The 14,855-nt window shown below is 70.4% G+C and carries 13 protein-coding genes and 1 riboswitch; of the genes, 2 read left to right on the top strand and 11 right to left on the bottom strand.

The annotated features are described in order from the left end of the window. Positions 1–239: 239 nt before the first annotated feature. Complete coding sequence (locus A6A06_RS10935) at positions 240–446, top strand: DUF5999 family protein (protein ID WP_338015885.1); 207 nt, start codon at positions 240–242, stop codon at positions 444–446. Between the two features lie 146 nt (positions 447–592). Here A6A06_RS10935 and gcvP read toward each other — a convergent pair whose 3' ends face one another. Beyond that, complete coding sequence (gene gcvP / locus A6A06_RS10930) at positions 593–3,478, bottom strand: aminomethyl-transferring glycine dehydrogenase (protein WP_073761026.1); 2,886 nt, start codon at positions 3,476–3,478, stop codon at positions 593–595. 188 nt (positions 3,479–3,666) lie between these two features. Continuing rightward, positions 3,667–3,764: riboswitch (glycine riboswitch) on the bottom strand. Between the two features lie 114 nt (positions 3,765–3,878). Here gcvP and A6A06_RS10925 point away from each other — a divergent pair. Then, positions 3,879–4,268: a PRC-barrel domain-containing protein gene (locus A6A06_RS10925; RefSeq protein ID WP_079193943.1), complete on the top strand. Its 390-nt coding sequence runs from the start codon at positions 3,879–3,881 to the stop codon at positions 4,266–4,268. On the opposite strand, the gene A6A06_RS10920 is transcribed toward A6A06_RS10925, so the two are convergent. From A6A06_RS10920 to A6A06_RS10875, 10 genes are all read right to left on the bottom strand, one after another. Continuing rightward, on the bottom strand, positions 4,172–5,788 hold the full coding sequence (locus A6A06_RS10920; protein WP_073761024.1) for a DNA polymerase IV: 1,617 nt from the start codon (positions 5,786–5,788) through the stop codon (positions 4,172–4,174). The two genes, A6A06_RS10925 and A6A06_RS10920, sit on opposite strands and share 97 nt — an antisense overlap. A 277-nt stretch (positions 5,789–6,065) precedes the next feature. After that, positions 6,066–6,668: a MerR family transcriptional regulator gene (locus A6A06_RS10915; RefSeq protein ID WP_073761023.1), complete on the bottom strand. Its 603-nt coding sequence runs from the start codon at positions 6,666–6,668 to the stop codon at positions 6,066–6,068. 186 nt (positions 6,669–6,854) lie between these two features. Next, a complete protein-coding gene (locus tag A6A06_RS10910; RefSeq protein WP_003984965.1) occupies positions 6,855–7,328 on the bottom strand; it encodes a bifunctional nuclease family protein in 474 nt (157 codons plus the stop codon). A 53-nt stretch (positions 7,329–7,381) separates the two neighbouring features. Continuing rightward, on the bottom strand, positions 7,382–8,128 hold the full coding sequence (gene ftsR, locus A6A06_RS10905; RefSeq protein ID WP_073761022.1) for a transcriptional regulator FtsR: 747 nt from the start codon (positions 8,126–8,128) through the stop codon (positions 7,382–7,384). Between the two features lie 17 nt (positions 8,129–8,145). Beyond that, positions 8,146–8,961 carry an FHA domain-containing protein gene (locus A6A06_RS43500; RefSeq protein WP_199930817.1) on the bottom strand — a complete coding sequence of 272 codons (816 nt, stop codon included), beginning with the start codon at positions 8,959–8,961 and terminating at the stop codon, positions 8,146–8,148. Positions 8,962–9,109: 148 nt separating this feature from the next. After that, a complete protein-coding gene (locus A6A06_RS10895) occupies positions 9,110–10,114 on the bottom strand; it encodes a DUF881 domain-containing protein (RefSeq protein ID WP_073761020.1) in 1,005 nt (334 codons plus the stop codon). Continuing rightward, positions 10,114–10,446, bottom strand: a complete 333-nt coding sequence (locus A6A06_RS10890) for a small basic family protein (RefSeq protein WP_003984969.1) — start codon at positions 10,444–10,446, stop codon at positions 10,114–10,116. The genes A6A06_RS10895 and A6A06_RS10890 overlap by 1 nt, the downstream gene beginning before the upstream one ends. Continuing rightward, positions 10,443–11,357 (bottom strand): DUF881 domain-containing protein, encoded by a 915-nt coding sequence (locus tag A6A06_RS10885; RefSeq protein ID WP_073761019.1) that lies wholly within the window; start codon positions 11,355–11,357, stop codon positions 10,443–10,445. Before A6A06_RS10885 ends, A6A06_RS10890 begins: the two co-directional genes overlap by 4 nt. Before the next feature lie 116 nt (positions 11,358–11,473). After that, positions 11,474–13,969, bottom strand: a complete 2,496-nt coding sequence (locus tag A6A06_RS10880; protein WP_073761018.1) for a mannose-1-phosphate guanyltransferase — start codon at positions 13,967–13,969, stop codon at positions 11,474–11,476. A 117-nt stretch (positions 13,970–14,086) separates the two neighbouring features. Further along, positions 14,087–14,695 carry a CDP-alcohol phosphatidyltransferase family protein gene (locus tag A6A06_RS10875; RefSeq protein ID WP_073761017.1) on the bottom strand — a complete coding sequence of 203 codons (609 nt, stop codon included), beginning with the start codon at positions 14,693–14,695 and terminating at the stop codon, positions 14,087–14,089. Positions 14,696–14,855 lie beyond the last annotated feature (160 nt).

Below are 14,855 nucleotides of genomic sequence, written 5' to 3'. Positions count from 1 at the left end.
ACCCGCGCGGAGTACACGTGCGCCGAGCTCCCAACGCCCCCGAGGTGCCGCGTACTTGAAATGAACCGACCGCACGGGTGATGCGTCATTATCTAGTGAGTGCCGCTGCAGCCAAATCCCTGCGGAATCCGGCCCGTGGGGCAACACTGGTATCGACCTACTGAAACGGGGGAGCGGCCATGAGCATCTCGTCGAGCCGCAGGACGAATCAGACCACATCGCAGCGAAAGACTTCATCCATGTGCCAGCATCAACCGCCGTGCCCGACCGCAGACTCCGCCGACCGGGAGGCCGCCCATCTGGTGGCGCACCACCCGGAGCAGGGCTGGAGCCTGCTGTGCAACGGTGTCCTCCTGTTCGAGGACACCGGTGAGCTGCTGCCGGACGGCCAGGTCATCGCGCCGCACCGGGTTCTGGGCATGCCGCACGTGGCCACCGCCGCCTGATCACCTCAGCGCACGGAACCACGCACGACCGCACAGCACGGCACAGCATGACCGGCAACACAGCACAACGGACAACAGGGCCCCCGGCGTCGACGCCGAGGGCCCTTCGCATGGTGCGCCCCGCGAGCGGGAGCGCGGACGGCGGATCAGCCGTCGTACTCCTCCAGCGGCGGGCAGGAGCAGACAAGGTTGCGGTCCCCGAACGCACCGTCGATTCGGCGCACCGTCGGCCAGTACTTCTCCGCCGCCTCGACGCCGGCCGGGAAGACCGCCTCCTCACGGGTGTACGGGTGCGACCACTCGCCGCCGAGCGCCGCCGCGGTGTGCGGGGCGTTGCGCAGCGGGTTGTCGTCCTTGTCCCACTCCCCCGTGCCGACCTTGTCGATCTCCGCACGTATCGCGATCATCGCCTCGCAGAAGCGGTCGAGCTCGTGCAGGTCCTCGCTCTCGGTCGGCTCGATCATCAGCGTGCCGGCCACCGGGAAGGACATCGTCGGCGCGTGGAAGCCGTAGTCGATCAGCCGCTTGGCGACGTCGTCGATGCTCACGCCGGTCGCCTTGGTCAGCGGCCGTACGTCGATGATGCACTCGTGCGCGACCAGGCCGCCGGGGCCGGTGTAGAGCACGGGGTAGTGCGGCTCCAGCCGCTTGGCGATGTAGTTGGCGCCGAGCACCGCGACCTGGGTGGCGCGCTTGAGTCCCTCGCCGCCCATCAGCCGGACGTACGCCCAGGAGATGGGCAGGATGCCCGCGGAGCCCCACGGTGCCGCCGAGATGGGCCCGACGCCCGTCTCCGGGCCCGCGGTGGGCTGCAGCGGGTGGTTGGGAAGGTGCGGCGCCAGGTGGGCGCGGACGCCGACCGGGCCCACGCCGGGGCCGCCGCCGCCGTGCGGGATGCAGAAGGTCTTGTGCAGGTTCAGGTGCGAGACGTCGCCGCCGAACTTTCCGGGCTCGGCGACACCGACCAGCGCATTGAGGTTGGCGCCGTCCACGTACACCTGACCGCCCGCGTCGTGCACCGCCGCGCAGATCTCGGTGATGTGCTCCTCGAACACGCCGTGCGTGGACGGGTAGGTCACCATCAGCACCGCGAGCTGGTCCCGGTGCTGTTCGATCTTGGCGCGCAGGTCGTCGGCGTCGACCTCGCCGTCCTCGCCGGTCTTGACGACGACGACCTTCATACCGGCCATCACGGCGCTGGCCGCGTTCGTGCCGTGCGCCGAGGACGGGATCAGACAGATGGTGCGCTGCTCGTCGCCGTTGGCGCGGTGGTACGCCCGTACGGCCAGCAGACCGGCCAGTTCGCCCTGCGACCCGGCGTTCGGCTGGATGGAGACCTTGTCGTACCCGGTGACCGTGGCCAGCCGCTCCTCCAGCTCCGTGATGAGCGTGAGGTAGCCCTGGGCCTGCTCGACCGGGGCGAAGGGGTGCAGCTGCCCGAACTCCGGCCAGGTGACCGGCTCCATCTCGGTCGTCGCGTTCAGCTTCATGGTGCACGAGCCGAGCGGGATCATGCCGCGGTCCAGCGCGTAGTCCTTGTCCGACAGGCGGCGCAGGTAGCGCAGCATGGCCGTTTCGGAACGGTGCTGGTGGAAGACCGGGTGCGTCAGGTAGGAGTCGCCGCGCAGCAGCCCCTGCGGCAGCGCGTCGGCCACGGCCGCGTCGAGCTGCCCGATGTCGGCCCGGACGCCGAAGGCGCTCCACACCGCGTGCACCTGGGCGCGTCCGGTGGTCTCGTCGCAGGCGACGCCCACCAGGTCGGCGTCGACCAGCCGCAGGTTGACCCCGGCCTCGCGGGCCGCGGCGACGGCCTCGGCGGCCCGGCCCGGCACCCGCACGGTCAGCGTGTCGAAGTACCCGCCGTGCACGACCTCGACACCGCCGGCCCGCAGGCCCTCCGCCAGCACGGAGGCGTAGCGGTGGGTGCGGCGCGCGATGGCCGCGAGGCCGTCCGGGCCGTGGTAGACGGCGTACATGCCCGCCATCACCGCGAGCAGCACCTGCGCGGTGCAGATGTTGCTGGTGGCCTTCTCCCGGCGGATGTGCTGCTCCCGCGTCTGGAGAGCGAGCCGGTACGCCTTGTTGCCGTCGGCGTCCACCGAGACGCCCACCAGGCGGCCGGGCAGGCTGCGGGCGAACTTCTCCTGTACGGCCATGAATCCGGCGTGCGGGCCGCCGAAGCCCATCGGGACGCCGAACCGCTGCGTGGTGCCGACGGCGATGTCGGCGCCCAGCTCGCCCGGCGAGGTCAGCAGCGTCAGCGCCAGCAGGTCGGCGGCGACGGTCACGATCGCGCCCAGCTCGTGCGCCTGCTCGATGAGCGCACGCGGGTCCCGTACGGCACCGGAAGCGCCGGGGTACTGGAGCAGCACGCCGAAGACGCCGCGCTCGGCCGCCTCCGCCGGGATGCCCTCGGACAGGTCGGCCACCACGACCTCGACGCCGGTCGGCTCCGCACGGGTTCGGATCACGGCGACGGTCTGCGGCAGGCAGTCGGCGTCGACCAGGAAGACGCCCTGCTTGACCTTGCCCACACGCCGCGAGAGGGCCATCGCCTCGGCGGCGGCCGTGCCCTCGTCCAGCAGTGAGGCACCGGAGGTCGGCAGGCCGGTCAGGTCGGCGACCATGGTCTGGAAATTGAGCAGCGCTTCGAGGCGGCCCTGGGAGATCTCCGGCTGGTACGGGGTGTAGGCCGTGTACCAGGCGGGGTTCTCCATCACGTTGCGCAGGATCACCGGCGGGGTGAACGTGCCGTGGTATCCGAGGCCGATCATCGGAGCGAGCACCTGGTTACGGTCCGCGAGCGCCCGCAGCTCGGCCAGTACCTCGGCCTCGGTACGGCCCTGCGGCAGGTTCAGCGCCTCGGCGCTCTTGATCACGTCCGGTACGGCGGCCGCGGTGAGTTCGTCCAGCGATCCGAACCCGACCTGCGCGAGCATCTTGGCCTGGGCCTCCGGGCCGGGGCCGATATGACGCTGCTCGAACGGGGTGCCTCGTTCCAGCTCGGTCAGGGAGATGCGGTTGGTGGTCATCTGCGGGGGCCTCCTGGTCGTTTCGACCTACGCGGGGCACCACGGCGCTGGTGCCCGGACGGCCTCCCCCTCTGTCATCTCAACCTGAGAGCTTCACCGGTCCCGCACGCGGTACCGGCTTTCACCGTCGGTGAGGAAGGGTTCCGGCGCTGTGCCCGTCCGTGGCCCGCCCTGCTTTCCAGAGTGACCTCGTCCATGCGGTACGTGAGCCTGAGAGATTCCGGGGAGGAGTTGCTCCTTCGGCGCCTCCGCCAAGATCGACGAAGGACTCTCCCGCATGGGGTCTACAGCCGTTCGTCAGCCTACCAGCGCGCCGAACGGGCGTTCCTTCGAGTGGCCGGGGCATGAATTGTGCCGTTTGGTAGTTGTCACAAGGCAGTTGCGACCACTTGGAGGGACCGTGCAGACCGATATCGATCCCCGCAGCTTGATCGGCCGCAAGGCGTTCGACAAGAACGGAACCAAGATCGGCACCGTCGACGAGGTGTACCTGGACGACGCGACCGGCGAACCGGAATGGGCGGCCGTACGCACCGGGATCTTCAGCCGGGACGCGTTCGTGCCCCTGGAGCCCAGCGATCTGGTCGACGAGGCGCTGCATGTTCCCTACGACCGCAAGCTGATCAGGGATGCACCGGACTTCGGGGTGGGCCGCCACCTCTCGCCGGAGCAGGAGCTACAGCTTTACCACCACTACCGTCTGGACATCCCGGCCCCCGATCCCGTCCCCGGGTCGGACGCCGCGCCGGCCGACACGGAGTTCGGGCGGGTGGCCGGCGTCGAGGACTGACCACCGGGCTCGCCGGGCCCGCGCCCATCCGGACCGCCGGCTCCGTCCGGCTCCCCGGACGCGCGGTCACCCGGGCCGCTGGGCTCGCCGGGCGGACCAGGCGGACCAGGCGGACGGAGCGGACCAGGCGGACCGGGCAGACCGTCGCGCCACCCGTCCGGCGGCCCGCCCACCAGCGGCAGCGGCTCACCGGGCCGCAGCGCCGGGTCCTCGACCGGGAACGTGCGCACCCGTCCGGGCCCGGTCCACGGCTGCTCGAACCGTACGGTCACCCGGCCCACGCCGCTGCCCTGCACCCACCCGGCCCCGTGGTCGTCATGGACGACGTCGAGCCCGGGGAGCCACCGCCGGGGCCGCTCGGGCTCCGGTTCGTCCACGGCCGTCCGCGAGGCCTCGTCGGCCGCCCGGCGCTCCCGCTCGGCCTCCTCCTCGGCGGCGGCCTTATCCGTCGCCAGCTGGGCGAACAGGTCCTCCTGCGTGAAGTCGGCGAGCCCGGTCACGCCCACCCCCAGCAGCCGTACGCCGCCCGTCGTGTCCACCAGGTCCAGCAGCCGGGCCGCGGCCTCCCGCACCACCCCCGGGTCGTCCGTGGGCCCGCGCAGCGTCTCCGACCTGGTCAGCGTCGAGAAGTCGTAGTTGCGCACCTTGATGACGACGGTCCTGCCGGACCGGCCGGCCGCCCGCAGCCGCTGCACGCACCGGTCCGCCAGCCGCGTCAGCTCGGACCGCACCCGCGTCCGGTCGGTCAGGTCCACCTCGAAGGTGTCCTCGACCGATATGGACTTCGCGTCCCGCTCGGCCACCACGGGCCGCTCGTCGCGCCCCAGCGCCATCGCGTACAGCCCGGCGCCGTGCGCCCTGCCCAGCAGCCGTACGAGCTCCGCCTCACCCGCCTCCGCCGTCTCGGCGACGGTGTGGATACCCGCCCGGCGCAGCGCCTCCGCGGTGGCGGGACCGACGCCGGGCAGCGTCCGCACCGTCATCGGACCGAGCAGCTCCCGCTCGGTGCCCGGCTCGATGACCACGAGGCCGTCCGGCTTGGCCTGCTCCGAGCCGATCTTGGCGAGCATCTTGGCCCCGGCCAGGCCCACCGACCCGGTCAGGCCCGTCCTGCGTCTGATGTCCCGCCGCAGCCGCTCCCCCACCGCCCGCACCGCCGCGGTGTCCGCTTCGGTGCCGCCCGCTTCCAGGTCCACGAACGCCTCGTCCAGGCTGAGCGGCTCCACCAGCGGCGACAGCTCGTGGAGGAGCTCCATCACCGCGTCGCTCACCTGGCGGTACAGGCTGAAGCGGGGCGTCAGATAGGCCGCGTTCGGGCAGAGGCGGCGGGCCTGGGCGGTGGGCATGGCGGAGCGCACCCCGAAGACCCGGGCCTCGTACGACGCCGTGGAGACGACTCCGCGCGGCCCGATCCCGCCGACCACCACGGGCTTTCCGCGCAGGCTCGGCTTGGCCGCCTGCTCGGCGGCCGCGAAGAACGCATCCATGTCCAGATGCAGGATCGTCGGCGCACGTCTCACACGACTGATGCTCCCCCACACCACTGACAATCGCGCCGACCGGCCCCGGCGAGCGACACGCGAAGGGCTCCGAGACGCCGTCGGAGGCGCTGGAGAAGGCTTCCAGGGGCCCTGGGGGCGGGTGTGCGCTTCTGATGCGGAGCGGCGCGGTTCTGGTGCGGCAGTGGCGCGGCAGGCCGCCATGACGGGCGTACGCAGCGGCCCGGCGCCCGGACCCGATGCCCGGACCCGGCATGTCGGCCGCCGCGCCGCGTACCCGCTCAGCCCGCCCGGTTGCTCAGCCCGCCCGGTGGCGCCGCCGCGCCAGTTCGTCGTGCGGGTTGTGCCGGACCAGCGTCTCGCCGGTGTCCACGCGCTCCCCGTGCAGCTGCGACAGCGCGCCCTCCACGTCACGCCACACCACGCCCACCGCGATGCCGAAGACTCCCTGCCCACCTTGGAGGAGGTCGACGACCTCGTCGGGCGAGGTGCACTCGTAGACCGTCGCACCGTCGCTCATCAGAGTCATTCTCGCCAGGTCGGACAGCCCGCGGGAGCGCAGGTGCCGCACCGCGGTGCGGATGTTCTGGAGAGAGACCCCGGTGTCCAGCAGCCGCTTGACGATCTTCAGGACGACGACGTCCCGGAAGTTGTAGAGCCGCTGGGTGCCCGACCCGTAGGCGGGCCGTACGCTCGGCTCGACGAGCCCCGTACGGGCCCAGTAGTCGAGCTGGCGGTAGGTGATCCCCGCGGCCGCGCACGCCGTGGGGCCGCGGTAGCCGATGGTTTCCGCCCCGCGGTCACCCGGCACCTCGGCAGCCTGTGCCGGGGTGCGGTCAACAGCTCCGGGGTGGAGCGGCAACGCCCCTTCCGCCGCCGTACCGTCGCCGGTGATTGCCACGCCGACCTCCGTCCTCCACGTCCCGGACGGGACCTGCCTTATCGACGGTATGCAGTCACTCGGGGTGCGTCAACGATCGCCGCGCTCGCCACGCCGAGTGATAATCACCCTGCGAGTGGTTTCTCGTGCCCCCGGACGGGGAAAGGCTAGTCGAATGCGCGGAAGACAACCCTCCGCGCACCCGGCTCACTGGCTGTTGGTGCCGAAGTCCTCGGGCGAGATCTGGTCGAGGAACTCGCGGAACTTCTCCACCTCGTCCTCCTGCTCGTCCGGGATGGCGATCCCCGCGTCGTCGAGGACCCCGTCGGTCCCGTAGATCGGCGTACCGGTGCGCAGCGCCAGCGCTATGGCGTCGGACGGACGGGCGCTGACCTCGACACCGCTGGCGAAGACCAGTTCGGCATAGAAGACCCCCTCGCGCAGGTCCGTGATGCGGACCTGCGTCAGTTCCTGGCCCACCGCTTCCAGCACGTCCTTGAAGAGGTCATGCGTCAGCGGCCTGGCAGGGGCCATCCCCTGCTGGGCGAAGGCGATGGCGGTGGCCTCCCCCGGCCCGATCCAAATGGGCAGGTAACGATCGCCTCCTACCTCCCGTAGGAGCACGATCGGTTGGTTGGAAGGCATTTCCACCCGGACACCCACGACATCGAGCTCGTTCACACAGCAACCCTAGGACGTGCCCGGCCGGTTTGGGTAGTCGGGCCACCTATTGCTCACGTCGGCCGGACCCGCAGGGCGGACTGGACCAGTGCGGCATGCAGCCGTACGGACAGCGTGGCCAGCTCTCTGGCCGTGGCCTCGGCATGGTGCCTGGTCTGCGGATTGCGGTGCCGGCGCAGCGGCGCCACGATCTGCTCGACGAGGTTGGCCTCCCGTTCGGCCGCCGCCTTCACGGCCCGCAGATGGCGGGGCTCCAGACCGAATCGCCCCAGTTCGGCGACCAGCTTGGCGACCGTGACGGCCTCGATGTCGTACCCGCCCTCGGCGTCCGGGACGATGAGCCCGTACGCCTCCCAGTCGGCGAGTTCGGCCTCCTCGACCTCCGCGGCGGCCAGCAGCTCCGCCCGGCCGATACGGGCGGCCGTGGGCCGGTCGCCGGCCGGCTCGCCCAGGCCCTCGAACAGCTCCCCCGCGGGCGCGGCGGGAGCGGGCAGCTGCACCTGTTCGCCACGCGCGAGCGCGTCGAGATGCTCGCGGATCACTTTCAGCGGAAGATAGTGGTCACGCTGCATCCGCAGGACGGCCGCCAGCCGGGCCACGTCGTCCGTGCTGAACTTGCGGTACCCGGACGGGGTGCGCCGCGGCTCGACGAGCCCCTCGGCCTCCAAGAAACGGATCTTGGAGATGGTCACCTCGGGGAACTCGTCGCGCAGCGTGTTGAGCACCGTACCGATGCTCATCAGCTTGCCGTCCGAGGTGGTGCCGGCGGACCCGGCACCACCCGGCGCAGTGCGGTGCATATGCCTTCCCTGGCCGGTCAGAAGCCGACGCCCCGCTGGCTGGCGTAGAAGACCAGCCGGAACTTGCCGATCTGGACCTCGTCACCGTTGGCGAGCGGAACCGAGTCGATCCGCTCACGGTTGACGTACGTGCCGTTCAGGCTGCCGACGTCGGCGACCGTGAAGCCGCCGTCCTGGCCGCGGCGGAACTCCACGTGGCGGCGCGAGACCGTCACGTCGTCCAGGAAGATGTCGCTCTGCGGATGCCGCCCGGCCGTCGTCAGGTCGCCGTCCAGGAGGAAGCGGCTGCCCGAATTCGGTCCGCGGCGCACGACCAGCAGGGCCGAGCCCATGGGCAGTGCCTCGACGGCCGCCTGGGCCTCCGGGGACAGCGACGGGACCTGCGTCTGCCCCGTCGTCTCCGCGTCGTACGCCTCAAGCCCCGAGATGGAGATGGTCGAGGTCGTCTCGGAAGCACGCTCGGCCTGCGCCCCGGGGCGCAGCGGTGCTCCGCAGTTGGAGCAGAACCGGCTCGCCTCGGCGTTGCGGTGACCGCACCTCGTACATACCGGCAAGGCAACCCCTCCACCCGTGTTCGCGGCCGACGGTCCCTGGGAACCTATGCGGCCGGGCACGGAGGGGTCAACAGAATGAGCACCCGGCGCACCGGGGCCGTCGACCTGGTCACGGAAGAGCGGACGCTCTGCGCCGGAGCCGCTCTCCTCGGGCTGGCGCGAGGCACGGTGCTTCGCCGAACCGCTGCCGCCCTCCTGGCGTGCGCTCTTGCCGAACAGCTTTGCAAACAACTTCACGGGCGATTCCCCTTGAACGAAACAGACCCGCCCGTGGGGCAGGACGAACCCTCGATGCACACACCGGCCGATCCGGACATCCGGTGAACGTCCGTGGCCTTCTCACAGTTTCCACCACGCACCACCCGTACGGTGCGCCGACCCCCCGCTACCTCATGCCCGACCCGGGGCGCCCCCATACGTCGCCGGCTCACCGCGATGACGACCGAGCGTAGTCAGGCCGCTTCGCCGCCCGCAAGGCGTCCACGATGATCTTCTCGTCACGGCTCACAGACACAGTGGCCTGCTCCTTTTCCAAAGTCTGCACCACACCGCCAGGGATGTTCAGCGCCGGTTCCAGGTCCTCGGGCTTGCCGATCACCTTGAAACGGTACGGCTGGGTGACCCGTTTCCCGTCGACCTGCACGCCGCCGCGGACATCCGAGAGGTACGAATCGGCCACGATCCGTACGTCGTTGATCTGAATGGCCTCGGCGCCGGCCGCCCGCAACTCCTGGACGGTGTCCAGGAGTTTGTCCGCCTCCACGGAGTGCGTCGGGTCCTTGATGGTGAGGTTGATGCCCGGCCCCTGGGCCGCCACCGTCCCCGCCAGCACGCCGAGCTGCTGCTCCTTCTCCACGGTCTGCTTCCGGGCCTCCTCGGCCTGGTCCGAGCTGTTCTCCAGCTCGGTCTTCTGGCCCTCCAGCCTGCGCTGTTCATCCGTCAGGCGTTGCGAACGGTTGTCCAATTCATCCAGGATGCGCACCAGATCCTCCTGCCGCGCACCCCGTAGTGCACTGCTGTCACTCGTGGAACGTACCTGAATTGCCAGGCCGAGACCGAGAATGAACAGCAGCAGAGCAACGATCAGTTGAGCGCGGGTCAGCCGCGGCGGCCACAGACCGGCGGCCAGCCGCTGCCGGCCGGTCATCCGCGGCTCCGCCGGACCGGGTTTCCCGGCCTGCCCGCCACCCGCCGCCGACGTCTCGTCCGCGGCGTGTCCCTCATCCGTGGCGGCTGCCCCGTCCGTGGCGGATGCCCCGTCGTCCTGCCGGGCCGCCTGCGACCGGCTCTCCGGGGGCATCGGCCGACGGTCAGCCGGCCGCTCCGCTCCGCCGGGCTCGTCGGGCCGCGCCTTCCGCGGCTCCTGCGACGACCGGTCCTCTCGGGGGTCCGACCCGTCCCGCTCGGGGTTCTCGTCCGTAGCCATCGGCATCAGGCCCTGAAGACGTGCCGGCGGATGGCCGCGGCGTTGGAGAAGATGCGGATGCCCAGTACGACGACCACACCGGTGGACAGCTGGGCGCCGACGCCGAGCTTGTCGCCGAGGAAGACGATGAGCGCGGCGACCACCACGTTGGACAGGAACGAGACGACGAAGACCTTGTCGTCGAAGATGCCGTCCAGCATCGCGCGCAGACCGCCGAAGACGGCGTCCAGCGCCGCGACGACAGCGATCGGCAGGTAGGGCTCGACCACCGTCGGCACCACGGGTCGGACCACAAGCCCGACCACGACTCCCACGATGAGGCCCAGTACGGCGATCACGATGTGCCCTTCCCTGTGTCGGCGCCGCCCGCGGCACCGGCCTTCGGCTGTGCTGTACGTACGATCAAACTGGGCGCGGGCGGCAGCGTGACCTCGTTCTCGGCGGAAATCTTCGTACGGATCCCGTAGTTCTTGCGCAGGACGTCCAAGTACTGACCGTCCGCACTGTCCTGGAACGCGGTCGCGAGCTTGTGCCCGTCCCCCACCGCCAGCACCGTGTACGGCGGCACCAGCGGTTTGTTGTCGACCAGTATGGCGTCTCCCGCGGCTCTGATCGCCGAGAGGGAGGTGAGCCGCTGCCCGTTGACGGCGACCGCTTCGGCGCCGGACGCCCAGAGGCCGTTGACGACCCGCTGCAGATCCCGGTCGCGCAGCCGCCCGGTGTCCGAGAATCCACTGCTCTCGCGCGGACCGCCGCCACTCGACTGGGCCGACTTCGCGTCGTCGACGACGAGTTTCGCCCCGGGCCCGGTCACCTGCGTCGAGCCGGCCAGCAGCGCCAGCAGCTCGGCCCGGTCGCCGCCGTGCTTCTTCAACGCCTCGCGCTGCATCGACCCCACGTCGTCGCGGAGCGCGTCGACACGCTTCTGTACCGCGTCGGCGTCGGCCGTGCCGTGCTCGATGCGGTTGATCAGCTCCTCGCGTTCCTTCGCCAGGGTGGGTGCCGATATCCGCGCCTGGGCGGCGCCGACCGTCACCACCACCGCGGCGAGCACCAGGCCCGCCGCCAGCCCCAACTTCGCCCGCAAGGTACGGGGCAGGCCCCGCACCCCCGCCTCCGCCTTGCGCGCCGTCGCTTCCGCGTACCCGTCGTCCAGGGCGTGGTCCATGACGTTGGTCAGCAGCGACATCGAGGCATCGGGGCGCGAGGCCTGGTGGGGGGTGCTCCGATCGGGGCGCTGCTGCGGCATGCCGCACATCGTCGCACGTCGGCGCCGAAGTCTCCCAATGGCCCCACCGGCGTGCCGAATCGCGGCACACCGGTGGGGTCACGGGGTCGTGCGGACGCGCTCACGCCCGCGGGGGATCAGCGGCCCGCGCTGTCCACCACCGCCGACCACTCGTCCAGCAGCTGCTGGGCCGAGGCGTCGTCAGGGCCCTCCGCCCACAGATGGGTGACGGCCTCCGCCGGGTCCGGCAGCACCAGCACCCAGCGCCCGTCGGTCTCCACCACCCGTACGCCGTCGGTCGTGTCCACCGACCGGTCCCCGGCGGCTTCCACCACATGGCGCATGACCAGGCCCTTGACCGCCCACGGCGTCGCCAGGTCCCGCTTGAGCACATGCGCCCGCGGAATCCGTGCGTCGATCTGGCTGAGGGTGAGCTGCGTACGGGCCACCAGCCCGATCAGCCGTACGAACGCCGCCGCGCCGTCGAAGACGGAGCTGAACTCCGGAATGATGAAGCCGCCACGGCCGTCACCGCCGAAGATGGTGTCGTCCGCGCGCCCCACCCGGGTCAGGTCGTCGGGCGAGGTCGTCGTCCACTCCACCTGTGTGCCGTGGTACGCGGCCACCTGCTCGGCGATACGGGTCGTGGTGACCGGCAGCGCCACCCGGCCGCTGCGCCGTTCGGCGGCCACCAGGTCCAGCATGACCAGCAGCGCCCGGTCGTCCTCGATGATCCGGCCCCGCTCGTCCACCAGCGACAGCCGTTCACCGACGGGGTCGAACCGCACCCCGAAGGCCGCCCGCGCGGAGGCCACGATCTCCCCGAGCCGCACCAGCCCGGAACGCCTGGCGTCGGCGGTCTCCGTCGGCCGCGACTCGTCCAGGCCCGGGTTGATCGTCAGCGAGTCGACGCCGAGGCGCCCCAGGAGGCTGGGCAGCACCAGGCCGGCGCTGCCGTTGGAGGCGTCGACGACCACCTTCAGGCCCGCTTCGCCGATGCCCTCGGTGTCCAGCGACCTGAGCAGCGACCCGGTGTAGGAGTCGTAGACGCTGGAGGGGAAGTGCAGGTCGCCGATCTCGCCGGGGAAGGCCCTGCGGTACTCCTGGCGCGCGTAGACCCGGTCCAGCTTGCGCTGGCCCCCGAGGGAGAGGTCGGCCCCCCGCTCGTCGAGGAACATGATGTCGACGGAGTCCGGTACGCCCGGTGTCGTACGGACCATGATGCCGCCGGCGCTGCCCCGGGCCGTCTGCTGCCGGGCGACCGGCAGCGGCACGTTCTCCACGTCCCGTACGTCGATGGCGCTGGCCTGGAGCGCGGAGATCATCGCGCGCTTCAGGGCCCGCGCGCCCCGGGAGTGGTCCCGGGCGATGGTGACCGTGGAGCCCTTCTTCAGGGTCGTGGCGTACGCGCCGGCGAGCCGTACGGCCACCTCGGGGGTGATCTCGACGTTCAGGATGCCGGAGACGCCCCGCGCGCCGAAGAGATGGGCCTGGCCGCGGGACTCCCAGATGACCGAGGTGTTGACGAAGGCGCCGGCCTCGATGGTCTTGAACGGATAGACCCGTACGTTGCCCTGAACAATCGATTCCTCACCGACGAGGCACTCGTCGCCGATGACCGCGCCGTCCTCGATCCGGGCCGCCCGCATGACGTCGGTGTTCTTCCCGATCACACAGCCGCGCAGGTTGCTCTGCTGCCCTATGTACACGTTGTCGTGCACCACGGCCTTGTGCAGGAAGGCACCGCTCTTGACGACGACGTTGGAGCCGACGACGGTGTGCTCGCGGATCTCGGCGCCGGCCTCGACCTTGGCGTAGTCGCCGATGTACAGCGGGCCGCGCAGCACCGCGTCCGAGCTCACCTCGGCGCCCTCGGCGACCCAGACGCCCGGCGAGATCTCGAAGCCGTCGATGTCCACCTCGACCTTGCCTTCGAGGACGTCGGCCTGGGCCTTCACATAGCTCTCGTGGGTGCCCACGTCTTCCCAGTAGCCCTCGGCGATGTAGCCGTAGACCGGCTTGCCCTCCTTCATCAGCTGCGGGAAGACATCCCCCGACCAGTCCACCGGGACGTCGGGTTCCACATAGTCGAAGACCTCGGGCTCCATGACGTAGATGCCCGTGTTCACCGTGTCGGAGAAGACCTGGCCCCAGGTGGGCTTCTCCAGGAAACGCTCGACCTTGCCTTCCTCGTCGACGATCGTGATACCGAATTCCAGAGGATTGGGGACCCTCGTGAGGCAGACGGTGACGAGCGCGCCCTTCTCCTTGTGGAAACGGATCAGGTCGGTGAGATCGAAGTCGGTGAGCGCATCTCCGGAGATCACAAGGAAAGCGTCGTCGCGCAGCGCTTCCTCGGCGTTCTTCACGCTGCCGGCCGTCCCCAGCGGCTTTTCCTCGTTGGCGTAGGTGAGCTCCATGTCGAGCTCTTCTCCGTCACCGAAGTAGTTCCGGACGAGCGACGCCAGGAATTGCACGGTCACTACGGTCTCGCTGAGCCCATGCCGCTTCAGCAGCCGCAGCACATGCTCCATGATCGGCCTGTTGGCCACGGGCAGCAGCGGCTTGGGCATACTCGACGTCATGGGGCGAAGCCGCGTGCCTTCGCCACCGGCCATCACAACGGCCTTCATGTCGGAAGCGTCCTCCTCGAAACAGACGACGGTCCTGCCGACATCACCCGTCCGGGAGAGTTACCGTTCTCCGTCTTCGGCACCCGGTCGCGCCGGGTCCGAATACGTACGGCGAGTTCAGTCGGCCTTGGTGTCCGCCTTGATGAGCCGGCGGACCTGGACCACATAGAGGATCCCTGCCCACCAGTACAGTGCTGTACCCCATCCGGCGAACGCCCATCCGAAAATTTCAGCGAGCGTGTGGAGCCAGCCTTCTCCGTCGCTGAGCAGCAGCAACGGGAACGCGTACATCAAGTTGAATGTAGCCGCCTTCCCCAGGAAGTTCACCTGGGGAGGCCCGTACTTGTGGCGGGCGAGCGCCGCGACCGCGATCAGCAGCATCACCTCGCGCGCCAGGAGGGCCGCGGTGACCCACAGCGGAAGGATTCCGCGCCAGGTCAGGCCCACGAGGGTGGAGAGGATGTACAGCCGGTCGGCGGCGGGGTCGAGGATCCGGCCCAGGCTGCTGATCTGGTTCCAGCGGCGGGCCAGCTTGCCGTCGAGGTAGTCGCTGACGCCGCTCAGCGCCAGGACGAGCAGCGCCCAGTACTTGGTGTCCGGGCCGCCGAACTCCTTCCACAGGATCAACCACAGGAACACCGGCACGCCGACGAGACGAGCCATGCTCAGAATGTTCGGGATGGTGAGGACGCGATCCGTCTGGACCCGCGTCTCCTGGACCTCCACCCGGGGGCCTCCTGTGGGGAACGTACCAACGATGCCCCCTGACCTTACCTGGCCGCTACCGGCGGGCACACCGCGGGGCCCTGTCCGGATACCACCCGACAACCACCCACATAGAGGGCACGGCGGCCCGCCGGCGCTCCCGGGAACTGCCGTGAAACGC

Source organism: Streptomyces sp. CB02923, from assembly GCF_001905005.1.
Lineage (GTDB): Bacteria > Actinomycetota > Actinomycetes > Streptomycetales > Streptomycetaceae > Streptomyces.
The sequence above is the reverse complement of the archived record's forward strand: the minus strand, read 5'-3'. Positions and strand labels throughout refer to the sequence as shown.